The organism is Microcoleus sp. S28C3 (assembly GCF_036700785.1).
GTDB classification, from domain to species: Bacteria; Cyanobacteriota; Cyanobacteriia; order Cyanobacteriales; family Microcoleaceae; genus Microcoleus; species Microcoleus asticus.
This window is the reverse complement of the sequence record NZ_JAUBPO010000017.1, coordinates 1-25,075: the sequence shown is the minus strand read 5'-3', so window position 1 is coordinate 25,075 and position 25,075 is coordinate 1. Positions and strand designations below refer to the sequence as shown.

19 protein-coding genes and 1 pseudogene are annotated in these 25,075 nt (G+C 44.8%); 12 read left to right on the top strand and 8 right to left on the bottom strand.

Features of this window, described 5'->3' with window-relative positions; translation table 11 throughout:
• Positions 1 to 166: 166 nt before the first annotated feature.
• Together QUA13_RS07550 and QUA13_RS07545 are read left to right on the top strand one after the other, a co-directional pair.
• Positions 167 to 3,085 (top strand): response regulator, encoded by a 2,919-nt coding sequence (locus QUA13_RS07550; RefSeq protein ID WP_333197732.1) that lies wholly within the window; start codon positions 167 to 169, stop codon positions 3,083 to 3,085.
• A 125-nt stretch (positions 3,086 to 3,210) separates the two neighbouring features.
• On the top strand, positions 3,211 to 3,708 hold the full coding sequence (locus tag QUA13_RS07545; protein ID WP_333190612.1) for a hypothetical protein: 498 nt from the start codon (positions 3,211 to 3,213) through the stop codon (positions 3,706 to 3,708).
• 73 nt (positions 3,709 to 3,781) lie between these two features.
• Here the strand turns inward: QUA13_RS07545 and QUA13_RS07540 are convergent, their stop codons facing one another.
• The 3 genes from QUA13_RS07540 to QUA13_RS07530 all read right to left on the bottom strand — a co-directional run bounded on the left by QUA13_RS07540 (position 3,782) and on the right by QUA13_RS07530 (position 8,382).
• Entirely contained in the window at positions 3,782 to 4,147 is a 366-nt protein-coding gene (locus QUA13_RS07540) for a response regulator transcription factor (protein ID WP_039886668.1), read from the bottom strand.
• 309 nt (positions 4,148 to 4,456) lie between these two features.
• Positions 4,457 to 6,790: a polysaccharide biosynthesis tyrosine autokinase gene (locus QUA13_RS07535; RefSeq protein ID WP_333197731.1), complete on the bottom strand. Its 2,334-nt coding sequence runs from the start codon at positions 6,788 to 6,790 to the stop codon at positions 4,457 to 4,459.
• 119 nt (positions 6,791 to 6,909) lie between these two features.
• A complete protein-coding gene (locus tag QUA13_RS07530; protein ID WP_333197730.1) occupies positions 6,910 to 8,382 on the bottom strand; it encodes a polysaccharide biosynthesis/export family protein in 1,473 nt (490 codons plus the stop codon).
• Positions 8,383 to 8,587: 205 nt separating this feature from the next.
• Between QUA13_RS07530 and QUA13_RS07525 the strand changes: the two genes are divergently transcribed.
• The 3 genes from QUA13_RS07525 to QUA13_RS07515 all read left to right on the top strand — a co-directional run bounded on the left by QUA13_RS07525 (position 8,588) and on the right by QUA13_RS07515 (position 12,667).
• A complete protein-coding gene (locus QUA13_RS07525) occupies positions 8,588 to 10,006 on the top strand; it encodes an O-antigen ligase family protein (RefSeq protein WP_333197729.1) in 1,419 nt (472 codons plus the stop codon).
• A gap of 130 nt (positions 10,007 to 10,136) precedes the next feature.
• Entirely contained in the window at positions 10,137 to 11,474 is a 1,338-nt protein-coding gene (locus QUA13_RS07520; RefSeq protein WP_333197728.1) for a flippase, read from the top strand.
• Between the two features lie 143 nt (positions 11,475 to 11,617).
• Positions 11,618 to 12,667 carry a hypothetical protein gene (locus tag QUA13_RS07515; protein ID WP_333197727.1) on the top strand — a complete coding sequence of 350 codons (1,050 nt, stop codon included), beginning with the start codon at positions 11,618 to 11,620 and terminating at the stop codon, positions 12,665 to 12,667.
• 39 nt (positions 12,668 to 12,706) lie between these two features.
• On the opposite strand, the gene QUA13_RS07510 is transcribed toward QUA13_RS07515, so the two are convergent.
• Entirely contained in the window at positions 12,707 to 13,408 is a 702-nt protein-coding gene (locus tag QUA13_RS07510; protein WP_333197726.1) for a CatB-related O-acetyltransferase, read from the bottom strand.
• 13 nt (positions 13,409 to 13,421) lie between these two features.
• Complete coding sequence (locus QUA13_RS07505; protein ID WP_333197724.1) at positions 13,422 to 14,366, bottom strand: glycosyltransferase family 2 protein; 945 nt, start codon at positions 14,364 to 14,366, stop codon at positions 13,422 to 13,424.
• A 389-nt stretch (positions 14,367 to 14,755) separates the two neighbouring features.
• Between QUA13_RS07505 and QUA13_RS07500 the strand changes: the two genes are divergently transcribed.
• The 5 genes from QUA13_RS07500 to QUA13_RS07480 all read left to right on the top strand — a co-directional run bounded on the left by QUA13_RS07500 (position 14,756) and on the right by QUA13_RS07480 (position 20,118).
• Positions 14,756 to 15,664 carry a glycosyltransferase family 2 protein gene (locus tag QUA13_RS07500; RefSeq protein WP_333197723.1) on the top strand — a complete coding sequence of 303 codons (909 nt, stop codon included), beginning with the start codon at positions 14,756 to 14,758 and terminating at the stop codon, positions 15,662 to 15,664.
• Between the two features lies 1 nt (position 15,665).
• The gene (locus tag QUA13_RS07495) at positions 15,666 to 16,826 is read left to right on the top strand and encodes a glycosyltransferase family 4 protein (RefSeq protein WP_333197721.1); all 1,161 of its coding nucleotides are present in this window, start codon (positions 15,666 to 15,668) and stop codon (positions 16,824 to 16,826) included.
• A complete protein-coding gene (locus QUA13_RS07490) occupies positions 16,826 to 18,055 on the top strand; it encodes a glycosyltransferase (RefSeq protein WP_333197720.1) in 1,230 nt (409 codons plus the stop codon). The genes QUA13_RS07495 and QUA13_RS07490 overlap by 1 nt, the downstream gene beginning before the upstream one ends.
• A gap of 59 nt (positions 18,056 to 18,114) precedes the next feature.
• Positions 18,115 to 19,197, top strand: a complete 1,083-nt coding sequence (locus tag QUA13_RS07485; RefSeq protein ID WP_333197718.1) for an NAD-dependent epimerase/dehydratase family protein — start codon at positions 18,115 to 18,117, stop codon at positions 19,195 to 19,197.
• A gap of 75 nt (positions 19,198 to 19,272) precedes the next feature.
• Positions 19,273 to 20,118, top strand: a complete 846-nt coding sequence (locus tag QUA13_RS07480; RefSeq protein WP_246276971.1) for a WecB/TagA/CpsF family glycosyltransferase — start codon at positions 19,273 to 19,275, stop codon at positions 20,116 to 20,118.
• 630 nt (positions 20,119 to 20,748) lie between these two features.
• On the opposite strand, the gene QUA13_RS07475 is transcribed toward QUA13_RS07480, so the two are convergent.
• The 3 genes from QUA13_RS07475 to QUA13_RS07465 all read right to left on the bottom strand — a co-directional run bounded on the left by QUA13_RS07475 (position 20,749) and on the right by QUA13_RS07465 (position 23,757).
• Positions 20,749 to 21,708: a DUF362 domain-containing protein gene (locus QUA13_RS07475; RefSeq protein WP_333197717.1), complete on the bottom strand. Its 960-nt coding sequence runs from the start codon at positions 21,706 to 21,708 to the stop codon at positions 20,749 to 20,751.
• Positions 21,709 to 21,833: 125 nt separating this feature from the next.
• A complete protein-coding gene (locus QUA13_RS07470; protein ID WP_172190955.1) occupies positions 21,834 to 22,160 on the bottom strand; it encodes a hypothetical protein in 327 nt (108 codons plus the stop codon).
• A gap of 172 nt (positions 22,161 to 22,332) precedes the next feature.
• Entirely contained in the window at positions 22,333 to 23,757 is a 1,425-nt protein-coding gene (locus QUA13_RS07465) for an aspartate ammonia-lyase (protein WP_333197716.1), read from the bottom strand.
• 365 nt (positions 23,758 to 24,122) lie between these two features.
• On the opposite strand from QUA13_RS07465, the gene QUA13_RS07460 reads away from it, so the two are divergent.
• Both QUA13_RS07460 and QUA13_RS07455 read left to right on the top strand, forming a co-directional pair.
• Positions 24,123 to 24,377 carry a hypothetical protein gene (locus QUA13_RS07460; RefSeq protein ID WP_333197714.1) on the top strand — a complete coding sequence of 85 codons (255 nt, stop codon included), beginning with the start codon at positions 24,123 to 24,125 and terminating at the stop codon, positions 24,375 to 24,377.
• A gap of 67 nt (positions 24,378 to 24,444) precedes the next feature.
• Positions 24,445 to 25,075 (top strand): annotated as a pseudogene (locus tag QUA13_RS07455) (IS701 family transposase); the annotation flags it as partial.

Here is a 25,075-nt window from a genome sequence, read left to right as displayed (position 1 = left end):
TTGAGGATATTAGAATCGGTAAGATATAATAAAATACAAGCAAATACAATCAACTTATTTGCAAGTCTAATTACCTAGCCAAGTAAATACTCAAATTATCGAGATTGCTTAATAACATATTCTTAGATTAAAGATTGTTTGCGCCCATACAAAAAGTAAAAGCCCAATGCTGTCTATTCTGTTAATCGACGACAACCCGAACGATCGCCTGATGATAGATCGAGAACTGAGGAAAACTTTTACCGATTTAGAAATTAGGTCGGTTATTGATATCCAAACTCTCGAACAAGCCCTGACCGCCGGGGGTTTTGACATAGTAATTACCGATTACCAACTGCACTGGAGCGACGGATTAACTATTCTCCAAAAAGTTCAAAGCCGCTACCCAAATTGTCCGGTAATTATGTGTACGGACAGCGGCAGCGAACAAGTGGCAGTCGAAGCGATGAAAGCGGGTTTGAGCGATTACGTATTCAAAGGGCGGCACTTCAAGCGGCTGGCCGGGGCCGTGGGCGAAAGCTTGAAAAAACAGCAGTTGCGCGAGAACTACGCAAAAACGTCGGCGCAGTTGGCAATTTCCGAGGAAAGGCTGAGGTTGGCGATCGAAGCCTCGAAAATGGGGACTTGGGATTGGAATTTATTAAATGGCGAGGTCGTTTGGTCTGAGGGACACGAAGTGTTATTGGGGTTGGAAAAAGGCAGTTTTGCGGGAACTTACGAAGCGTTTTTTGCCTGCATTCACCCGGATGACCAGGCTTCGATCGCCCGGGCTGTTGCCTTTGCTTTAGAAAACAAAATAGAATACCAATACGAATTTAGAGTCATTTGGCCCGACGGCAGCTTGCACTGGATCGCGAGTAGGGGCAAGTTTTTTGATGATGATACGGGTAAATCGGTGCGATCGAGCGGCGTGGTTTGGGATATTACCGATCGCAAATTATCGGAAGCCAGGGTGCAAGAAAGCGAGGAAAATTTCCGCTTTGCCCTAGAAGCAGCTAACACGATCGCTTTTACCTGGGATGTGGCATCGGGGGAACTCCGCCGTTCCTCCAATACCGCAACCCAGATTGGTTTGGGCCCAGACAGCACCTGCGGTACTTTTGAGCAAAAAAAGAATGCGGTGCATCCAGAAGACCGCGAAACCTTTTTGGCAGATGTGGATGCCGCACTCAGCGGGACGGGAGTTTACGAGTCGGAATACCGCCAAATGCGACCCGACGGCTCAGTGATTTGGCTTCACGACAAAGGGCGGGTGGTTTTTGACGCCTCCGGCAGACCCTTTCGGCTCTTCGGCGTGGCGATCGACATTACGGATCGCAAACAGTTAGAATACGACCGCGAGGGGGCGTTGGCGCGCGAGCAATCGTATTTGCGCCGCCTGCAAAAGTTAACCTGCGCATCAGTTGCCATCAACTCCACGCTGTCGGTGGCAGAAATACTTCAGTTAGCAGCAGATAGCGCCCGCCAAATTCTCGAAGTCCACCAGGTAGCGGTCAACCTCAACCCTTCCACTAACTGGGATGCGGGAATTAGCAAGTTTTCCATGTCAGAAAAATACGCCGCGTGGCAAGATTACTGCGAACAGCCAGACGGTACGGGCGTTTACCAGGAAGTTTGCCAGCATCAACGGGCGATGCGCATGACTCAAAGCGAGTTAGAGGCTCACCCGGCCTGGCGGGGGTTCGGCAAGGCTGCGGGCAAGCACCCGCCGATGCGCGGCTGGCTGGCTGTACCGCTGACGACTCGGGACGGCAGAAATCTGGGATTGATTCAGTTGTCCGACAAGTACGAGGGGGAGTTTGCCGAAGATGACCAAAGTATTTTAATGCAGTTGGCTCAGGCAGTGTCGGGGGCGATCGATAATGCCCGGCTTTACGAGGAATCTCAGCAGGCAAACCGCATGAAAGATGAGTTTTTGGCAACTCTTTCTCACGAGCTGCGATCGCCCTTAAACGCGATTTTGGGATGGGCGCAACTGCTGCGGCAGCGCAGTTTCAGTCCGGCTGCTACTGGGCGGGCTTTGGAAACGATCGAGCGAAATGCTAAATTGCAAACTCAATTGATTGATGATTTGCTGGATATTTCGAGAATTATTCGCGGCAAGTTGACTTTGAATCCTTGTACGGTAAATATGATTTCGATGGTGGAAGGAGCCGTGAATACGGTGCGGCTGGCCGCCGATGCTAAGTCGATCGATTTGCGGTTTGCAATTGTAGATTTGGGCTTGGAGACTGCTGACTTTTCCGAACCCGGCGAGGTTTCTGGCAATCCTAAATCTCAGTTAAATCCGAAATTTTGGGTATCAGGAGACCCCGGCCGCTTGCAGCAAGTGATTTGGAATTTGCTGACTAATGCGATTAAGTTTACGCCGCCCGGGGGGCGAGTTGACATCCGGCTGAAGCGAGTTGATTCGGAGGTTGAGCTGGCTGTTACCGACACGGGAATTGGGGTGGCTGCGAATTTTTTGCCTTACGTGTTTGAGTCTTTCCGGCAAGCGGATGCTGCGATTACTCGCAATTATAGCGGTTTGGGGCTGGGTCTGGCGATCGTCCGGCAGTTGGTGGAACTCCACGGCGGCACGGTTTGGGCCCAGAGTCCGGGACTGGATATGGGATCGACTTTTACTTTCCGTCTCCCTTCGATGCAGGTAAATTCGATCGCCGGCGCTTCCTCGCCGGTTTTGGCTGGCGCTGGTAATTTACTGGGAGTTAAGGTTTTGCTGGTTGATGACGAGGTTGATTCGCGGGAATTTATGAGGTTTGTCTTGGCAGATTCCGGGGCCAATGTTAGGGCTGCATCGTCTGCTGCTGAGGCGTTTGAGGTGGCTTCGCAGTTCGGGCCGGATGTTTTGGTCAGCGATATCGGAATGCCGGAGGAAGATGGCTATTCGCTGCTACGAAGACTGCGCTCTTTGAACATCAAGGCAGAGAAATTTTGGGCGATAGCTCTGACGGCTTATGCTAGGGATGAAGACCGCGATCGTGCTTTTGCTGCAGGTTTCGATCGGCATCTGTCTAAACCTGTGGCACCCGATGTTTTGGTAGATACTATAGTCAAGTTCAGGCAGCAAGCGCTAACAACATAAAAAACTCAATTAATAATTAGGTAATTGGGAATTGTGCGCCGCTTTGAGACTGGTTTCTCGATTAGGTGTAACACTTTATTAGTTCGGGTTAATATGCTAAGATATCCAAAAACCACGGTAATTAAGTGGACAAACTTCAGACAGACATAGAGGCAATTTACTCTCAGATTGAGGAATTGCGCCGGGAACGCCAGCAGCTTAGCAATACCGCGATCGTCCCCGCTGGGGATTCGCCCCAAGCGATCGCCGATGCTTACCGCCGTCACGCGAGGGAAACAGCACAAGTGTCGGCAGAAGTCAAGGGGATTGATGATGCGATCGCTGCTCTGTCTGCTCAACTTAATCAGAAACAGCAGCAGTCGGTAAACTTGCAAAGAATCAGTCCGATGGAGCAGCAAGTTGAAGAAGGAAGAGCGCTCGCTCAGGGACACGCGGAACGAATTAACGAACTGGCGGCGGAACTGGCGGCGGAAGTGAAGGGACTCAAAGCCATCGCCGACCAAATTAGCCCCAGCTACTGGCAGGTTTATTACAAGCCTTTTATTACTGGTTTTAAGAGTATTTCTGTTCCCTACGTGCGATCGGACGGAGATGTTTGGACTATTGTCAATCGAGTAGTTTAGAGAGGCTGCGGGAACAGAAATAAGAAGCACTCAAGACAATTTTTTTCCTTTTTCCTGTCCCTATTCCTCTACCTCAACCCCGCAGCAGTTGCTTAATAGTGCCGACCAATTCTTGAGGGTGAAATGGCTTGGCGATGTAAGCGTCGGCTCCTTGTTTCATTCCCCAGTAGCGATCGAACTCTTCGCTTTTGCTCGAACACATTACCACCGGCAAATTTTGGGTTTTAGGGTCGCTTTTGAGCCGGCGACAGACTTCGTAGCCGTTCATCCGGGGCATCACGATATCCAGAACGACTAAATCTGGGCGGTTAGCCTTGATTTGCTCTAGAGCTTCTACGCCATCACTCGCTACCGTGACGTTGAGCCCTCTACCTTTGAGCAAGTCGGCGATCATCTCCCGCAGAGTGACGCTATCATCAACAACCATAACTGTACTCATAGAATAATCCCTACCAAGTTTCTGGGTTGAAACGTTTACATTAACGTTTACCTTCAAAGGTGTCTTTTCCTGATTGAGATTGCGCTCTGCTAGATGTAGTTTACCCACTTTTGCTGATTTCTCAATCATTGTCTGAGTAATTATCGCAAAATTAAAGATCCGCGCAATCTCGGTTGACACACGAGGCTCTGTCCGTTAGTCTATCATTTTCTTTCTCAAATGGTACTTTTATCCAAAAATGAGGGTGTAGCTTGGTTGTGGGTTTCCGGTTGAGGACGGTGGCGCTCGGTCGCCTGCATCAACATTTGTCTAATTAGGATTTTTCGTACCTAAAGCCGATAGTTTTTGGTCGTAGAGCGTCTCTAAAACGACCGGGCGCTGGCGGTAGCTGTGACCGGTGTTTTTGCAGCCGTTAGCAACGATTCCCAAGACGGAAGCTCCAGAAATTTTTAATTCTTCTAAAACTTTGCGAACTTGCGATCGGTCTGTTTGCCCAATTTGGACAACCATAATCGTACCGTCTGTGTGAGCTGCGATCAAGTGGGTGTCTGCCAAGCCGGCTAGTGGCGGGGTGTCATAAATCACTAAGTCAAAAAATGCTTGAAATTGCTCCATCAAATAGTGCATTTTTTTGGAAGAAAGAAGCTTGATCGGATCGGGGGGAATTTGGCCGGCGGTGAGTACGAACAAATTGTCTTGATTCGGGGCTCGCTGAATCGCGTCGTTGAGGCTGAGGTCTGTGGAGATGGCATCGCTAAGCCCGCGCACGTTTGGCAGTCCTAACTTAGCGTGCAGTTGCGGGCAGCGCAAATCTGCATCTACTAACAATACTCGCTGTCCGACTGCTGCTGCGGTGGCGGCCAGGTGCAAAGCTACTGTAGATTTGCCGTCTCCGGCTACGGCAGAGCCGACTAACAGCGATCGAATCGACCTGCCTGCACTGAGCAAGTGAATGTTCGTGTAGAGCGATCGAAATGCTTCTAAAAATTGATAGTCCAAGTCGCTCAAAATACTTGGCCCGAGCATTGGAGGAGTACGTTGAGCTTCGCGCGGTTCGACAACTTCCACTTTCGAGTTCGATCGAGCCGATGTTTGTTTCCTCGGTCTCGCTGGCTGTCGGCGCTTGACTTTTTTGGTAAACGGAATCACCCCTAGTATCGGCAATCTTGTGGCCATTCTCAGTGATTCTGGAGTGTGGAAAACAGTATTTAGCATCTCTACGAGCAAGCCGACTGCTATGCCCAGCAGACCGCTTAAAATTACTGCCAGCGCTAACTGTTTTTTGGTTTGTTTGACGGTAGCTGTTATATACCTACCGAACTTGTCTAGGGGAATTTCCGGAGGATTGATCAGCACCCAGGGTACTTGCTGCTGAGCCGCATCGATCCGTAAGGCTTCTCGTTTTGCCAAGAAGTCCGACAAACTTTTAGTAACTACTTGCAGTTCCCGCTGTAAATTGTCGTATTGTCGGGTTGTCACTGAAAAGTTTCTAATTTTTTGGTTTAGATCATTTTGCAAAGCAGTCATTTCGCGATCGCGCGCTTCAATTTCTTTGATTTGGGTTTCTAAAGTTCCCATCACCACTTCTTTTGCTTGTTTGGTGGCGGTTAACATCAGCTCTTCCCGACTTTTTCGCAGCGCTAAAACTGGCAAACTGTCTTCTCTGTACTGAGCTAATTTCATTGACAATTCGGTGTCTATTTTCTGAATTTGACCTAAGAGTCCACCGTAAGCTTGTCCTTGGGTCATCAGCAACCCCTGGGGATTATTTTCGTTGAGTAATTTTTCATAGCTTTGGTAGAGGTTGCGCATCCCTTTTAGCTGTAGTCGGATTTCTACTTGCTTGCCCCGAATGCTTTGAACTTGTTCAGACAGTGATTTTCCCTCTAGCTGGGGCTCAAACAAGTTGCTCTGCTGCCGCAGTCTTTGGACTTGCAGTTGCAGAACTTCCACTCTTTGTCGGAGCTTGGGCATCTCCATATCTATAAAATTAATGCCTTGATTAATGCCCGTCAGCCGTTGTTGCAAGCTGTACTCTAGATAAGCTTTAGATATTTTATCCAATACGCCGTAAATTTTTTTAGGATCTGAATCTTTGTAGCGAACTTGTAAAATTTTTGTGCCTTGTTGTTTGCCATCTTTTGTGTAGCTGATGCGGCTGATCGACATTTTTGAGAGCAGTTCACTATAGTTTATCTTGGGATAAGCAACTCGCAATTCCTTAATCACTGGCTGCATCATTTTGGGACTGCGCAAAATCCTAATTTGGGTCTCGTAGTCTACTAAGCTAATTCCTTCTATATTAATTCTTGCTAAATCAGCCGATTGGGTGTTGTTTAATTGTTTGGATTGCAAACCTTCAGCCGTTGCTGGTTCTACTAACAGGGAAAAAGAGCCTTCATAGTCAACAGTTATGCTTTTAGAAGTGGCGAGAATTGCTGTTCCTGCGAGGGCACTCAAAGCAATGGTGGCTGCTGCCATGACCAGGAAGCGGCGGCGCACCACGCCTAACAGCCAGGACAAGTCTAGCTTTTCTTCCTCTGTCTCCTCGACGAAGTTATCTCTGTAGTTCTGAGCCGAGGAATCAGGCAGTTTGCCGTTTGATTTATGTGTGAATGGTTGGTAATCTTGTCTGCTATCCATATTCAGTCTGCGTATTTTTGAGGTTGATATTTGTGAAGCGGCCGCGTCGCTACTGGGGCATCTTATTTTTTAATTTATTCTAGCCTTGCCAAGAATTATCCACCTCACCAGCCGCGTTCTTACCTAAATAAAAATCGGAAAACGTTTATAAAATTTAACACTCCCGTAGCTGGCCCGACAGGCCCGATTACAGCGTTGAGGCGATCGACAAAATTGACGAGACCCCTGCGAGATACGATAATCATGTCGTTGTTGCGAAGTTGAGGATTGGTTTCTTCGTTAATTCCTTGAGTTAAATTGACTTCGATCGTCCGTTTAGTAGCTGTACCGTCGGTATTGAGGCGGACTAGCTCAACTCTATCTCTTCTAGCTCTGGTATTCTCGTACCCAAAAAATCCTCTGGAAATTAAAGCTTGATTCAGCGTGGCATTAGCTGGGAGTCTCAAGGGATCGAGGGATGTTCTGAGTTCTCCTACTACATAAACGTTAATGCCGGTGGGAGCAAAGTTAGTGGTAGCGAGCACGCCAGCTTCTGCGGGGTTGACGATCGCAGCTTTGGGCACGATGATCGTGTCTCCCTCCTGGAGGATGGTATCTTGAGCGCCGTCGCCGGATTCTAGAAACTGCCACAGGTTGACTGGGATAATTTGTTCGCCTCTTCTGGTGACGCGCCGCACTTGGATTTGCCGGATGTCGGCATCCGAGGTGATGCCGCCGGCTAGCTGAATGGCCCGGATGACGGTGGGGAAACCTTCGCGGCTGAGATCGTTTGTGGTGTTGCCGCCGATCACGACGTAAGCCCCGGGGCGGGTGACTTGACCAACAATGGAGATCGATCGAGGTTTTTCAGGGGGTGGCGAAAAGTTGGCAGTCGCAAATTGACGAGCTTCTGCTTGGTTGAAGTTGGCGACTGTGGGAATCACGATTGTGTCTCTGTCTTGCAAAATGATGTCTTGAGAGATGTCTCCTTCTTGCAAGAATTTCCACAGGTTGACGTTGAGCACTTGATCGGGGCCGTCTCGTTGGGGACGGCGGACGCGGATGTTGCGGATGTCCGCAACACCCGTGACGCCTTCTGCGAGTCTGATCGCTTGGGTGACGGTGGGGTACTGGACACTCGGTGAGGCTCCCGGGCCGGGAGTTAGGGTGATGGTGAAGTTTCCGGGCCTGGTGACTTCTCCGATGACGCCGACGTTGAGGGGGCGGGCAGCGACGAGGCTGACTGTGACTATAGGGTCTTTGAGGACGCGGCGGTATGCGTTGCGGATGAGGTTGGTGGCTTCTACTAAGGTGCGACCGCGGATCGAGACCAAGCCGATTAGGGGCAGGTTGACTGAACCGTCGGAAAGGACTTCGTAGCCGCGGCTGAGTTCGGGTACTTCGAGTATTTCTACTTGGATGCGATCGCCGCCGCCGAGTTTGTAGCTTTCGGGCGATCGCCTAACGGGTGCAACGGTCTGGGCTTGGTCTGCGCTGAGCGGGATGGGCAGTTGTGCCAGGGTGCTTCTGGGGTCAGCGATGACTGTGGAAGCAAACAAGACCAGACCCACAACCGATGGGGCAATCTGTCTTGGAAAATGGGTGTTAACCATAAGCCACCTAATTTTATTCACTATGATTTATATAAGTTTAGCCTTTTTAGTGCTGGGCAAAAACCTCATTATTTTAAGCTATAGCCGAAAAAATAATGCTGTATTTTTGCTTTATGGCTAATTTCTGTGTTAGCGTATTTCCGGGATTACGGCTATATTTTATATCTAGATAACTTGAGCTTGTTTTTAATAAAGGAAAGCAATTATGACTCAACCAGTATCTATACCGAATATGCTGAAAGAGCTGATTTTAGGTAATTATTCATTAACATTGATGGTAATTGCTATACTCGCGCTCGCGACTTTGCTATTATTTCAATTAGCCAGCACAAAAAAGATAGGTGTGGTTTTTGAAAAAAGCTTTGCTAGTCTTTATATTTTTATCTCTCCGTTTCTGACACAAACTCCTTTTAACTACTTGCATTTTGTTAATTTGCAAGACCCAGAAGGCGGTATTCTAAAATTGCTGCCTTATTTTTTTTACCCATGGGTACTATTAATTTTGTTTTCTAGAATTAAAGCTTTTGGTAGCAACTTTATAGATTTGTTTGCCAAAGTATTGCTCGTTAATCCTTTCTTTTTACTTTATACATTACTGCCATCACTGTCTACATTATGGTCTCTAGTTCCTGAAGAAACGCTAAGAGCAGGCTTAGCTTTTTCAGGATTTACTGCTTTCGGATTTTACTTAGCCGCGCAATATAAATGGGATAATCTATCTCGTTTTTGGCGGTGGGGATACACGGCACTGGCTTTGGCTAGTTTTATACTCAAACCACCGGGAGCAGGCGATTTTGTCGGCCTGACGCAATCTAAAAATTCCCTCGGGGGGGTTCTAGCTTTATGTACGGCATTTTGGTATTTGCATTATTCTCAAGGAGCTAAAACTAACAAAGAACGCTGGATTTCTTTGGGAATGATGTTATTTTCATTTTACCTCGTGAGGGCTAATAAGTCGGGCTCGGCTCTAGTGATTACTATCATATTAATAATTGCAGTGTCCTCGCTAAGCTTTCTTAAAAAGTTAAGTTTTCAGTGGGCATTTACTGCTATTATATGTTTCCTGGTGGTCAGCATAATTATGACAGTTTTTGTACTAGACAACCTAGAGGATATTATTGTAGGTGGGTTAGGCAAGGACTTGACTCTAACTGGGCGGACTGAATTCTGGCCGCAGTTAATTCATGCGGTCAACCAGCGCCCCTGGTTTGGCTACGGATACAATGGATTTTTTCAACAAGATAAGTTAGGTTCCGCTACTCCTGCTTATTTTATTTATACTCCTAATGGATTTCAACCGAAAAATCCTCACAATGGCGCGATCGGGATCTTGTTAGCCTTCGGTTGGCCCGGATTAATCTTAATGATGATCTCTCTGCTTCTTAATTTGGCTTATGCCGTTCGGTATTTGAGTCGTAGCACCGTGGAAGAAGCGGGAATGCCTATTTGTTTCCTGGTGTCTATTATTATGAGCAACATCACAGAAGCTTATATCGTGACAACCGGAAATGCTTGGCTGAGTTATGTAATGTTGACAGTTCGACTTGCCATAGACAATGCTAGTAACACTTCCAACAGTAGCAGCAACCCTCCAAGGCGTTCTGTAGCTCGTAATGTCCACTGAAGTAAGGTTCCTTGGGAAAATCGCTGATGTGCCAAGCTGTGCTATAATATTATCTAACGAGTCTAATTTTGCTGCATAGCCAAGCGTTCCACAACCGCCTTTATATTTTCTAAACACTTAAAATCTTCTGATGTTAGACAAGCTAGCTGCGGTAAGTCAAAAACTTGGGCCTGGTCTGCGCCAGGTAATAAGCAACATAGCTTGGCTGTTTACTGACCAAATCTTACAGATGGGTCTGGGTTTAGTCGTAGGCCTGTGGGTGGCTCGCTATCTAGGCCCGGAGCAATATGGCTTGCTCAACTACGCCCTCGCCTTTGTATCTCTATTTAGTGCGGTAGCCTCAATGGGCTTGGGCAGAATCGTCATTCGCGATATCGCTCGCAACCCTGAATGCAAAAATGAGACCCTCGGAACTTCCTTCGGACTGCAATTTATTGGCGGTCTGATTACTCTGGTGTTAACTGTCACCGTGATTTCCCTACTTAAGCCCAATGACAGTTTGACTCGCTGGCTAGTGGGCATCATCGCGGCCGGAACTATTTTTAATGCTTTTGAGGCGATAAATTTTTGGTTTCAGTCCCAAGTCGAATCAAAGTATACAGTATTGGCGAAAAATTCGGTATGTTTTTTCGTCGCTGCTGTCAGAATTGGATTGGTGGCAATTAAAGCCCCCCTGCTTGCTTTCGCCTGCATTCGATTGGCAGAGGTGGCAATGGTAGGCATGGCTTATGTATATTTTTATCAGCTTACTGGCAATAAGATTAAGGATTGGCAATTCAATTGGAGACGGTCCAAGGAACTGCTAGTGGAGAGTTGGCCGATAATTGTGTCAGGATTGGCAGTGTATGTCTACTCGAAAACCGATCAGATTATGCTCGGAGCTATGAATAAAAATGCTGAACTGGGATATTATGCTGCCGCTGTTAAAATTGCGGAAATCTGCGATTTCTTACCGATGATCATATCAAGCTCTATTTTTCCGAAGTTAGCAAATTTGAGAAAAAACAATTATCAAGAATATCTAAATAAATTTCAAGTTTATTCAGATATTATGATATTTTTATGGTTGGGAGTGGCAATCCCCATCTCATTATTGTCTCCGTTGATCGTGCATCGGCTTTACGGGGAAGAGTATGCGAAGTCAGCAGCGGTACTAGCAATCTATGTTTGGACGCAATTTGGCAGTAACTTTGGAGTAGCCCGGAACACATACTTTACCATAGAGGGTCACTTGCGCTACGGTCTTTACTTAACTGTGGTCGGTTCTATTTTAAATGTAGGGTTGAACTTGTTCCTGATTCCTAAGTATGGAGCTTTTGGAGCAACTGCTGCTACTCTGATAACTTATTTTTACGTGATTATATTAGTCAATTTCTTGATTAAGGAATTGCGACCTTTTGGAAAATTTATCTGGCGCTCTCTCAACTTATACGAAGCAGCTCGTAGAATCAGAGGATTGATACAGTGATTGAAATTAAACCAAGCATTCAACAGCGCTCGAATTGCCCCTATTGCGGAACAGAACTTAAGCCCAAAAGTGTTCTGTGGCAAGGTATTCACATTGTTCTGGACTCTAAGTGCGAGGGATGCGACAGCGAAATAATCGACGATTTGAGAGTAGGTCATGGAGTAAAAAACTACATCCAAGTTAATTTAATAAAAGGAGAAGTTTTTGCAGCAGATACTTACAAAAAGGAATGGTTAGGCAAACCCTTACTCAATTCACTCCAAAATCCTCAACCCGAAAAACTTGAGTTTGTAAAAGAAATTTTTAAACCCTGCAATCGGGTAATTATCTTAAACTGTATCGATCATCTTTATGGTCACTCCCTGCTCAAGTTGCTAAATGCACAAAGGCACTTAGAAGGCAATTCTGACTGCGGTTTAGTTGTGATAGTTCCTAAGTTCTTAAGGTGGATGGTTCCCGATGAAGTTGCAGAAATCTGGACAGTACCTATTTCTTTAAAAAATGGCCAGAATTACTATCCCAGTTTCGCCGAGTTTGTTGAAGAAGAAACTAAACGCTTTGATGAAATTTATGTCAGCGAAGCTCATTCTCATCCCAGTCAGTTTGACATCACGCGCTTTACTAGAGTTCCCAAACATAACTTTGATAACAAAGAAATAAAAATCACTTTTATTTGGCGCGAAGATCGTTTATTAGTTAACCGTTTGCTGTTCCGAGTGCTTAGAAAAATAGATCGACGAGCAATGTCACTGCGATTGCAAAATTTTAAAATTCAGCAGTTATTTGAGAAGATCAGGTTGCAAGTACCAGAAGCACAATTTGCAGTGGCTGGTCTGGGGACAAAAACTAAGTTTCCAGAATGGATTGAAGATTACAGGGTAGAGAGTTTTAATGAAAAAATTGAAAAGGAGATTTGCCACCTTTATTCAGAGAGCCGCTTAATAATTGGTCTTCACGGCTCCAATATGTTGCTACCGTCTGGTCATGCTGGTATGACAATTGATTTGATAGATGAGCGGTGGGGAAACTTTGCCCAAGATATTTTATACCAAGAAAGCGACCCTAGAATGGCTACTTTTCGCTATAGATTTTTGCCGTATCAAACTACCAATGATACACTGGCATTCATAGCCGCTGTGATGGTTCTGAAGTGGTCTAAGTTTAAATCCCAAATGACTGCTGATGTTATATAACCTCCGGCAAATTAGACATAATACTGAATCCGCTAACATTCAACTATTTTCCGTATTATAAATATGGATGAATTTGTCAATGTTATGAAAGTCTTTGACATTTTTTCTCAACCATTGTTCATCCTTGTCCCACCACTTAAACTTCAGCAGAAAATCAATGTTTTGTTCATCAAACCTATAGCGAATAAGTTTGGCGGGAATTCCTCCACATATAGCATAAGGTGGCACATCTTTTGTAACAACGGCTCCGGCTGCGATGATGGCTCCATCACCAATAGTTACACCATCTACAACAATAACATTTGAGCCAATCCAAACATCATTGCCAATATGGACAGTTTTTTCCTCTTCTTCAAAATATTTTTTGTCTACAAAGGTTGTCCCTACTAGCATCTTGGGGGAATAAAATATCGGATGGCTTGAAACAAAATTTCCCACAGGATGTACGCCTAAGCGAATGATGCAGTTTGGCCCAATCGAACAAAAATTGCCGACAACACCATTGAAAATTCGGGTATTCTCGCGCACATAAGTGTAAGAACCTATGACAGAATCTTCTATGGCTACGCGACTAGACACACTAACATTGTGACTGATAGTTGAATTGGTAACCAAAGCCATATAGTCTTGATAAAAATTATTATATTTAAACTTGTTTTTCCACCAATTTACTAAAAATCGCAGATATTCTGTGAGCGGATTTTTGAATATAGAACTGAGAAATGTTGAGAGTTTAGACATGGTTACTAATTAGTTATTCAAGGTTAAATATTGTGCTGCCGGATAACTTATTTATTTTTTTCTTAATACGCCTGATTAATGCGGGCTGATAATCATAAAATGTATCTTGAGTATATTGATCCGCTACAAAATTTCGGATCGCGTGGTTGGGATGCCTTAAAGGAAAGGTCATTGCTTCCGTTGGCATATTACTGTATATACTATCTTCTTGTGAAGTATGGGTGGCTTGACTGCCAAATCCAATATTAGAAATCAAATTTTTTTCTGGAATAATAGCAAGTCCATTTTGAACCCAACAAGTAAAAAGCCATCTAAAAAACCAATTGTTGACAGTTCCATCATAGGAAACTTGAAAAGCACTATCCCAAACTTTTACAGATTGAGGATTAGCTAATAAATTTTCGAGAAAACCTGCTTCCCGAAGTTGAGGCCATAACTTCATCTCAACATCATAGTATTGCCATGCTCTGCGCCAAGTCGCCCATCCCCAACAGTTACTAAAACGCGAAAAATAGTAACTGTCTTCTGTTCTTTTTCTCCCAAATTGGAAATTTACACCGCTGATTGACATAATCCGTTTGTCATCTCGGTAATGCTCTAATAACTGTTCACAAAAAGGGAAGAAGCTTGGGTGTGGCAAACAGTCATCTTCGAGAATAATTGCTTCCTCTACGGTATTAAATACCCAGTCGAAACCGCTAGAAATGCGATCCTTGCAACCAAAATTAATCTCTGAATAATTTTTCAGAACTTCACAGTCCCAATCGACCCGATCGATAATTGCACGTACAGCGGCGCACTTTTCAGCTTCACCAGGTTTGTTGGCACGAGGGCCGTCAGCAATTACTAAAAGCTTAGGCGGTTTAACTTGTCGAATCGCCTCGAAAACTTTTTCAGTATTATCAACTCGATTGAAAACAACGAAAACAATGGGAGTTTTTATCTGCGAATGTGGCATTTAAACTGTTCAACTCCAACGATTATAAATATTTTTGCTTAGTAGAACTTATCATTATAAATGTGCTAGGAACCTGCCAGGCTTAGCCTGTTAACTTAAGTTCTAAATTCCAATTTATCACCAAAAAGTTCGCGGGTCAACTATAATACAGAAATAGTTTACCCAGACCGACTTCTAGGACTGACGCTCTTAAACTCTCAAACATTGATACCCCGACCCCCTTCGCCAAGTGGGGCACTCTTAAAGACCTCTTGTGAAAGGGGGGCGAGCGGCTGCGTAAGCCCTAATTTCGTTTTTATAGCGGCGGTTGCAACCGCCGAGCGAGTGGCCAAATAAAACACTGTTACTTTTAGCCTTACCTATCGTTAAAAACCGTAAAACAGGGAAGAATGAACTGTACTAATATCGCCGTCCTTTTAACTTGCTTCAACCGCAAACAGAAAACATTAGCTTGCTTAGAGGCCCTTTTTAACCAGGCACTTCCAGCCAATGTAGATATTTCCACCTATATAGTCGATGATGCCAGTACCGACGGTACCAGCGAAGCAGTTCACCAAGCCTACCCTCAAGTCAAGATTTTTCATGGGGATGGCAATTTATTCTGGAACGGCGGAATGCGCTTTGCTTTCACCGAAGCCATGAAAGACGATCCCGACTACTACCTTTGGCTGAACGACGATACAATTATGTATCCCGAAGCCCTTAAAACCTTATTAACAACCAGCAATCAACTCGCTCAAAAAGGAGAAACAAAAGCCATCGTCTCGGGTTCTACCTGCGATCCCCAAACGGGTAAAACTACTTACGGCGGCGTGGTGCGAGACCACCCCATTCTTCCTTTCCGATACCGCCTCGTAGAACCAACTCAAAAAGCTCTACTTTGTAGCACAATACATGGCAACTGCGTTCTACTTCCTCGCAATGTCGTCCAACTTGTGGGCAACCTAAATCCTGCTTTTGTCCATTATATTGGCGATTGGGATTATGGTTTGCGAGCGAGACAGAAAGGATGTACAGTTTGGATTGCTCCCGGTCATTTAGGAACTTGTTCCCTCAACCCACAGGTGACAAAAACTGCCGCAAAAAATTTGAGCGAAGGGTTAGATAAAATGAGCACGCCGAAAGGTTTATCGTTTAAAGATGCGACCCTGCAACCGCCTGGAGAATGGAAAGTATTTACTCAGCAGCATGGTGGTTTGTTGTGGCCAATTTATTGGTTACTACCTTATCGAAGGTTAGTTTGGTTTTCAGTGTTGAGTAAACTGGGATTGACTAAAAACAAAACTCAAGGTGAATAGGATGGTTAAAAAAAATGAATTTCGCATCGCTTGGCTCGTTCCTTCGGCAGAATTTGGGGCCTATTGGCCGCCGGTTTTACATGAACTCAAAAAACTAATTCCGAACACGATTTTTTATACAGGTCGCCTCTGGCCTCGCTACGATCCGGAAGCTCCTGGTACAGAAGTAGTCGAAGTTGTGGGGGATACTCAATTCATCACCACCCAAAAGATAGAAACGGGGTACAGTCGTGGTTATATTAAGGCTACTCCTGGGATTATTTTTCCTCTTTTGAAATTCAAGCCCCAGGTCATTTTTGCTAGTGGATTTTCGATCTGGACATTGGTAGCTATAATCTTTAAGCCTATAGGGAAATGGCGGCTGGTTTTAGTTTATGAAAGTAGTTCCCCGAATGTAGACTTTCGAGATTCTAAGGTGCGATCGGCGATTAGACGCTGGATGGGAAAATTTGCTGATACCTTTGTTTCTAATAGTCGCCGAGGTAAAGAATATTTGGTAGAAGTGATTGGGGCCGCCGAAAGTAATATCTGTGCTAAACCTTACATGGTTCCTGATGCTAACGCTTTGGTACAAAAGTTAGAAAATAATAAGTCTGTCTCCTTGTCATTTCCCCGCCCAATTTTTCTGTGCGTGGGTCAAGTAATTTCTCGCAAAGGGATTAAGAATCTGTTAGAAGCTTGCACAATTTTGCAAAGCCAGGGATACTCGAATTACACAGTCATTATCGTTGGAGATGGGGAACAGCGACCGGAACTAGAGGCACTTACAAAAGAATGGGGTTTAGAAAAACAAATTGTTTGGACAGGGTGGATAGAATACGGATACTTGGGATCTTATTTTCTAGAAGCTGATGTGTTTGTTTTTCCTACGTTAGAAGATACTTGGGGAATGGTGGTGCTAGAAGCCATGGCATTTGGTAAGCCAGTTTTGTGTTCAAAATGGGCTGGGGCTTGCGAAATGATCGTTGAAGGTGAAAATGGTTATATTTTTGATCCCTATCAGTCGGAAGGTATTGCAAACGCGATGCGGGACTTGATCGATTGCCCAGAAAAGTTAGTGATGATGGGGCAAAAATCCCAGCAACTGATCGCTGAACATACACCAGAAAAGGCTGCAAAATTAATAGCAGATGTAACTTCGCTAGTATTGGAGAAAAGTTGATGAAAATTCTTTTATCTGCCTTTGCCTGCGAACCCAATCTCGGCTCTGAAGAGGGAGTAGGATGGAATACCGTTATCCAATCTGCTAAACATCACGAAAGTTGGGTATTTACTCGCACGTTTTGTCGATCGTACATTGAAGCAGAACTAGAGCGGAACCCAGTGCCAAACCTGCACTTTGTTTATTTCGATCCGTTTGGGTGGAGCGAAGATTGGAAGGGGAAACAAGGATTGCTGCAACTTCACTACTATTTGTGGCAAATCTGGGCTTATTTTATCGCTCGTAAGCTCGATCGCGAAATCGGTTTTGACATAGTACATCACGTAACTTATGTCAAACATTGGTCTCCAAGTTTCCTGGCGCTGTTGCCGCATCCTTTTATTTGGGGGCCTGTGGGGGGTGCAGAAGCAGCACCAAAGCCTTTTTGGCAAGATTTTAGCAGCCGGGGCAAAATTTACGAAACGCTGCGAGCATTGGCTCAAAGCGTAGGAGAACGCGATCCGTTTGTGGGGCTGACGGCGCGCCGCAGTGCCGTGGCGCTGGCAACTACGGAAGAAACCGCCGCCAGACTGCGATTTCTCAAAGCAAAAAACGTGAAGATTTTCTCCCAAGTCGGTTTATCGCAGCAGGAAATTCAAGAACTAGAGCAATTTCCTATCCCGCCGGAGCAACCAATTAGATTCATCAGTGTCGGTCGTCTCTTACACTGGAAAGGGGTGCACTTGGGACTCCGTGCATTTGCGGAGGCAAAGCTGGAAAAATCGGAATACTGGATTGTGGGAGACGGCCCGGAAAGGCAGCGTTTGGAAGCTTTGGCAACAGAATTGGGACTGGCAAATAAAGTATTTTTTTGGGGAACTTTATCTCGCACTGAAACTCTTTCTAAAATGGGGGAGTCTCACGTTCTCCTCCATCCGAGTTTGCATGACTCTGGCGGTTTTGTCTGCACGGAAATGATGGGGGTTGGCCGTCCGACGATTTGTTTGGATTTGGGCGGCCCAGCTACTCAAGTGACCGCCCAAACGGGCATTAAAGTGGCTGCTACTGAACCCGATCGCGCTGTGCTAGGTCTAGCAGAAGCTATAGTGTGTTTAGCCCAGGATAGTGAATTGCGATCGCGCTTGGGTCGAGCGGGTCAAACCCGCGTCAGGGAAATCTATGATTGGAATATCAAAGGTAAATTCTTTGCCCAATTGTGCGAAGATGTATTCAACGGAAAATCAGGATAACTTCTGATTGATTCGAGCGGGCAAAACAAAGAAAACTATATTTTTTCAGGCGGTGAAACGTGGGCGTTGCAATCATTACTGGCTCGGCGGGTTTAATTGGCTCTGAGGCTTGTAAGTTCTTTGCCAAACAAGGCTTAGATATAGTTGGCATCGACAATAATATGCGCCAGTTCTTTTTTGGTGCTGATGGTTCTACAAACTGGAATCGCCAACTGCTCGAAAAGTCCTTGGGTACCAAGTATTATCACTTAGATGTGGACATTCGCGACTATGAAGCGATTACCAATATCTTTCAGCGGTACGGCGAGTCGATCGAATTAGTAATTCACACAGCAGCCCAACCCAGCCATGATTGGGCTTCCCGTGCTCCGAAAATAGATTTTACCGTCAATGCCAACGGCACTCTCAATCTTCTAGAAGTAACTCGCTTGTACTGTCCTAAAGCGGTTTTCATTTTCACTTCTACTAATAAAGTATACGGCGACACACCCAACAAATTGCCTTTAATTGAATTAGAACACAGATGGGAAATTGAATCGGGTCACACTTACGAAAGCGGCATTCGGGAAGATATGTCAATCGACCAGTGCCTGCACAGTTTGTTTGGTGCTTCTAAGGTAGCTGCTGATGTTTTAGTTCAAGAATACGGTCGATATTTTAATATGAACACCGCTTGTTTTCGCGGAGGCTGCCTGACGGGACCCAATCACTCGGGAGCTCAATTGCACGGCTTCCTCGCATACTTGATGAAGTGCGCCGTGACGGGAACTCCTTACACCGTGTTTGGCTACAAAGGCAAGCAAGTCCGCGATAACATTCATAGCGCTGATTTAATTTCGGCATTTTATGAATTTTATAAGGCTCCCAGAAGTGCCCAAGTTTATAATACTGGAGGAGGCAGATACAGCAATTGTTCGATGTTAGAAGCCATCCAGATGTGCGAGGCAATTGCGGAACGCAAATTTAATTGGACTTATGCTGAAGGGAATCGCATTGGCGATCACATTTGGTGGATTAGCGACAATTCAAAATTTTCCAGTCACTATCCTAACTGGAAAATGAAATATAACGTTAAACAAATCCTACAGGAGATTTATGAATGTAACCGCGAGCGTTGGCTGAAAGAAGGGTCGGATGGTTGATCTGGGAAAAAAGAATGTGCTGGCAATTTTGGGAAACGATGGAATACAAAGTTAAAGAAATCCTACAGGAGATTTATGAGTGTAACGGCGAGCGTTGGCTTAAAGAGGTCTTCCATGATTGATAAAGGCAAAAAGAATGTACTCGGCATCTTAGTAAATGCAGTTAATTATGAAGCGGCTGTTAGCAAAATTATTGCAGCAGCCAGCGCCGGAAAACCAATGTCAGTTTCTGCTCTAGCGGTTCACGGTGTAATGACTGGGGTTCTTGACAGCACTCATCGCTATCGGATCAATCACATTGACTTAGTATTGCCAGACGGACAGCCGGTCAGGTGGGCGTTAAATTGGCTCTACCACACGGAATTGCCCGATCGAGTTTGCGGCCCGAATGCGATGTTACAAATCTGCGAACGTGCCGCAGAAGAAGGATTATCTATCTATTTGTACGGCTCTCAAGCTTCTGTGCTGGAGGCTTTATCTTACAATCTTTGCCAACGTTTTCCCAAGTTAATTATAGCTGGAACTCAGCCTTCTAAATTTAGGCAGGTTTCGGCCCAAGAAAAACAAGAAATTGCGCAGCAAATCCGCAACAGCGGTGCAGCAATTACTTTTGTCGGTTTGGGATGTCCGAGACAAGAAGTCTGGGCTTACGAATACCGGGACGACTTATCAATGCCGCTGATTGCTGTAGGTGCTGCTTACGATTTTCATGCGGGTAATTTGGCTAAAGCTCCTGAGTTTTTATCTAAGATAGGTTTGGAATGGCTGTTTCGGATGATTAAGGAACCCAAGCGCCTTTGGCAGCGCTATGTTTTTTTGAATCCCCTTTATATATGGCTGTTTTTGCTGCAAGCTTTGAAAATCAAACAGTTCGACCCCACAGATGCCACGCCGCCTGTGGAAGAAGTATTGTATGGTTGAAATTTTAAGAGCTGTGGTGAATGGTCAGTTTTCACAAATAAAAAGCCTAAAGCCCAAAGTAGGAATAATAATTAATTATTTTGACTTTCGACTTTAAGCTGGTGATGATTGGAATCTCGAATTAATAGGGTCTTTTTTATGACTTATGTGTTGCTTGTTTTGTAACTACTGTTTAGGTAAAAAAAAAAGCGTCAGCCGTCCTTGTTGTATGATTTTGATGGTTTGCTCTCGACAGCCAGTGTAGTCCCACCCTAAAGTTATGGTGGCGATGTTTCTTATTTTGTCAGACTTGATTTTTGGCAGAGAGGATTGGCTTTTGTCATGATTTATTCCACGATTGACTGGGATTTCGCCATTGGGTTCAATGCTTCTATTTTGGGAAATTGGGGTGCTAGGATTAAGGGAATTGACAGCTAAGAGCATTAAGGCTAAAGAAGGGGAACAGCTCAGCAAAGCCACTAGGTTTTTGTTGGCGATAACTTTCCAGTAGACGTGCAAGATTTTAGTTTAACAGATCGATCGATGGATGTGAGGCGATCGCATAAAATTTCACTTTTTATTTGAGATTGCTTATTGGTATTGAAAGTCCGCCTGCGCGGACTTTCAAGTTTGGGGATAAGTCGAGTCTAATTATTTGCCAGCGTAAGCCGCCATCCGTTCTTTGATAAACCGGATATAAAAATGCCTGAAAGTAGACTTAATCACCCGCGGCATACCAAAGTCAATCGGCATCATGTTTTCCGGTAACTTCCAATCCAAAACCTTGAGAGTTTCCGGTTGCAAAAGCGGAAAATCAATCGCCTCTAAATTCGAGCAAAGTCCCAATCTCATCGCCGCAGCTACAGTCGGAACCGCCGCCGGATCGGCATTAATAATTTCAACTAAAGTTCTGTCCAAAGCAAACACATCATCAGAGGCGCCCAAAATTCCCAAAAACTTAGGTTCGCCGCCGCTTGGCCCGTTACCTTCGTGACCGATAATTGCATCCAAAATCGTCAAATTTGGGTTAATTGCTCGGGCAGTTTCTACCAGCATTTCACCGAATCTGGCGCTATCTTTTCCAGCTTCCATGTGCCACCAAGCCTTCATTTTTCCGGGGACGCAGCCGAACAAATTTTTCACGCCCATTGTCACGGTTAATTGAACGTGAGATTTGAGTTTTGGCAAATTAATCACTACATCGGCTTCCATTGCTTCTTTGCAAATTCGCAGATGATTGAAATCTTCGCTGACAGTTTCGTAGCGTTTTCCTTGAAACTCAACTACTGGCAAATTCAGTTCTTCCAACAGTGGCAAATAACCGTTGGCTTTGGCTACACCCATTGCGCTACCAAAAGCTGGACTATCACCTAAAAATGGTTTTCCTCCCGCTTCAATGACCATTTTAGCCACACAGTAAACCAATTCCGGGCGGGTGACACATTCTTTGGTAGGGCGAGAACCTGTCAGGAGATTGGGTTTGAGTAAAACCCGATCGCCCGATTTGACAAAAGCCGAGATTCCGCCCAAGGGTGCGAGCAAACTTTCTAAAGATGTTTGCAAAATTTGGCGATCGTATGAATTGGCGCGAATTAAACTAACAACAGACATAATTATGAATTAATTTGTAATTGGTTATCGATGGAGAACAATCTCAATGTAACGCACGCACGGATCGCCCTGCTTAGGGCGATCCGCGCGCACCTTACCAAGAATAATCTCAATACAAATGAGTCCTAAGTATCCATCGCCAATCTACCAGCAGCAGCCCGCTGCATGGTACTAACTCGCAGCGAGTTAGAGAATACTCCTTGACCTTGCAGTTCAGGGATAGCAGGTTTAACTTCAACTTTCACCAACCGGGCAGTACAGATAAAAACCGTTTGATCGGCTAAATGGAAAGTTAACCAAGGTTGGTTTAACAAATGCAGCACTTCGTCTTGGAATTCTTGTGCAGGCATCGGAATAGTAAATGTTTCGGTGTGACCTTCCACATAATGAAATGTCACTTGAGTCGTGTTCTCTTTATCTTGAGTTAATTTGCCAAAAGAACCTGCGCGCATAAATCTTGCTCCCAAACTTTAGACTATAAAAAATTTCAGAATTAAATGTAAAAGATTGAATTCTGAATTCTTTAACTTTAACCTGTGACAGCCGTTAGGCACAACTCAGAAGGCAGAAGGCAGAATTCAATCAATTTCAGCCTTCTAGTTTCTAGCTGATAGCTTCGAGATCCTAAGCGTTAGCAGAAGATGCCGGCATCGCACTCATTTTTTCTAAATCTAGAACTTTTGCCAAGTCTTCTGCACTCATTAAACCCCTTTCTAGCACAATTTGCCGCAAAGATTTGCCGGTTTCTAAAGATTCTTTAGCGACAGCGGCAGCGTTGAGATAGCCGATGTGAGTGTTGAGGGCGGTAACGAGGGCGAGACTACCTTCTGCGTAAGCGAGACACCGATCGCCCTTAGCTTCAATTTTGGCGAGGCATTGTGTAGTCAGCGCGCTGATGGTATTGCCCAAAATTTCGATGCTGTGAATGAGATTGTAGGCAATCAGGGGCATCATCACGTTCAATTCTAATTGTCCCGCTTGGGCTGCCAGGGCGATCGCGCTATCGTAACCCATAACTTGAAAACAAACCATCGATGTCATTTCTGCCATCACAGGATTGTATTTTCCCGGCATAATTGACGAACCGGGTTGCACGGGAGGCAGTTGAATTTCTTTCAAACCCGTTTTCGGCCCTGAGTCCATCAAACGCAAGTCATGGGACATTTTAACGCAATCCTGAGCGAGATTTCGCAGTGCACCGGAGACATTTACAAACGGTGCCATACTCTGCATAGCTGCCATTAAATGCCTTGCTGGTTTCAAGGGGTGGTCGATTAATTCTGAGAGAATATCAGCAACTTTTTGACTGTATTCAGGGTGAGTATTTAAGCCGGTTCCTGCCGCACTTCCCCCCAATCCCAGAGATGTCAAATCATCGGATGCCCTGTCAATTCTCAAGGTATGTTCTCTGAGAATTTGCGCCCAAGCGCCGAAGGTATCGCCGAGTCGAACTGGCACAGCATCTTGCATATGAGTGCGGCCGGATTTTACAATATCTTTGAATTCTTCGGCTTTGTTTTCTAGGGCGACTACCGCATCCGACAAAGCCGGAAAAAGAGTTTTTTCTAATGCCAACAATCCGCCGATCCGAATCGCCGTCGGAATCACATCATTGGTCGATTGACCGTAGTTTACATGATCGTTGGGACTGACGCGCTTGTAGTTGCCTTTTTCCTCGCCCATAATTTCCAAAGCGCGATTTGAAAGAACTTCATTAACGTTCATGTGGTGAGAAGTTCCGGCGCCCGCTTGGTAGACATCAACTACAAATTGATCGCGCAATTTGCCAGCTAGGATTTCATCTGCGGCTTGGACAATGGCTTGACTGATTTCTTCTGGAATGCAGCCGAGTTCGCCATTGGCGATCGCCGTTGCTTTTTTAATTAAAACACAAGCATCAACGTAAGTTGATAAAGGCTTAATGCCGCTAATCGGGAAATTTTCAATAGCCCTTAGAGTTTGGATACCGTAGTAGACATTAGATGGGATTTGTTTGTCTCCCATTGAGTCGCTTTCGGTGCGGTAGCTGATAGTTGGGTGTTCGCTCATATCGCCTTGTTTGTGATGATTGGGAATTGGGAATTTTTTTTAACAATGCTGACTGCCACTGTTGTTTTACCGCCCTGGCGGGCCCAGTAAAACAAAACTCACGATTGTAAATAATTATCTCACAGTCCGAGTTAAATCTCAAAGCTCAAATCTTAATTTAAGATTATTTCCCTAAAATCGTGCAACTGCGCTCGATATTTTAGTTTTTATTAAATCAGCAATTTAAAATATCCAAAGTGATTATTTAAATAGTAGACAATCTAGATAAATTCTAGAATTTAAAAATGTAAATATAAAATTGGACAATCCAGATCGACTTGGCTACAATCATAACAGTAAACCATTTTCCAAGAGTTTTCAAAGCCATGAATAAACCAGCAAAAAGTTTCAAACAATCGCTAAATATTTTGATAATCGGCTTATGTGCCTCTGCGATTTTTCCGGCTTCAGTAAAGGCTATATCCAGCATTGTTCCCACCGCAGCAATCCCGGACAGATCGGCGATTTTAATGAGTCAGCAACCGCAGGAGATTCAGTTTAAGCGCGGTGCTAGTTCAGCGGAAGTCAAAGGAGGAGTAGCGCGCGGCGAAGTCATGATTTATCTGATTAACGGGACTTAAACATAAAATACGATAAAAATATGTTATAATGCTTACATAGCAAGCATATAACGTTAAAAAATGACCCATGAAAGAGACAACCCCTGCCGCGATGCCCCCCTGCTTCGATAGATGGTGTCAAAGATTTGACGATATTTTTGGTCATCTTGCCCAAAAACGAGAGTTTAGGAACTATTTAGGGGGATTATTGGGAGCTCGGGAACGAAAAAACCTGTCGCAGATGGCAGAAAATGCCTTGGCGAGTAACTTACCACAAATTACATCATTTTTTAACAACAGCGCCTTGGTCATTCAATGAGCTCAATCAACGTCGCCTAGACGTAATGAATCAGTGTAACTTGCGCCAAGATTAGTCGAGGATTTAGCCTGATAATAGATGATTCAGGTCACCGAAAAAGTGGTAATTTTACCGACGGTGTAGGCAGACAATACATCGGACAAATCGGAAAAACTGACAATGGGGTAGTAATAGTTACAAGTCATCTATATGATGGTAAAAAGAGCCTGCCATTAGATATTGAATTATATAAAAAAGCCGACTCATTACCAGAGGGAAAGGAGGACCCAGAATTTAAGAAAAAGCCAGAAATAGCCAGAAATTTAATCGACAAAACCTTAGCCAGAGGCTATAAACCAGGAATAGTCTTGATGGATGCAGGGTATGGTAATAACACCAGTTTTTTACAAGAATTAGAAAA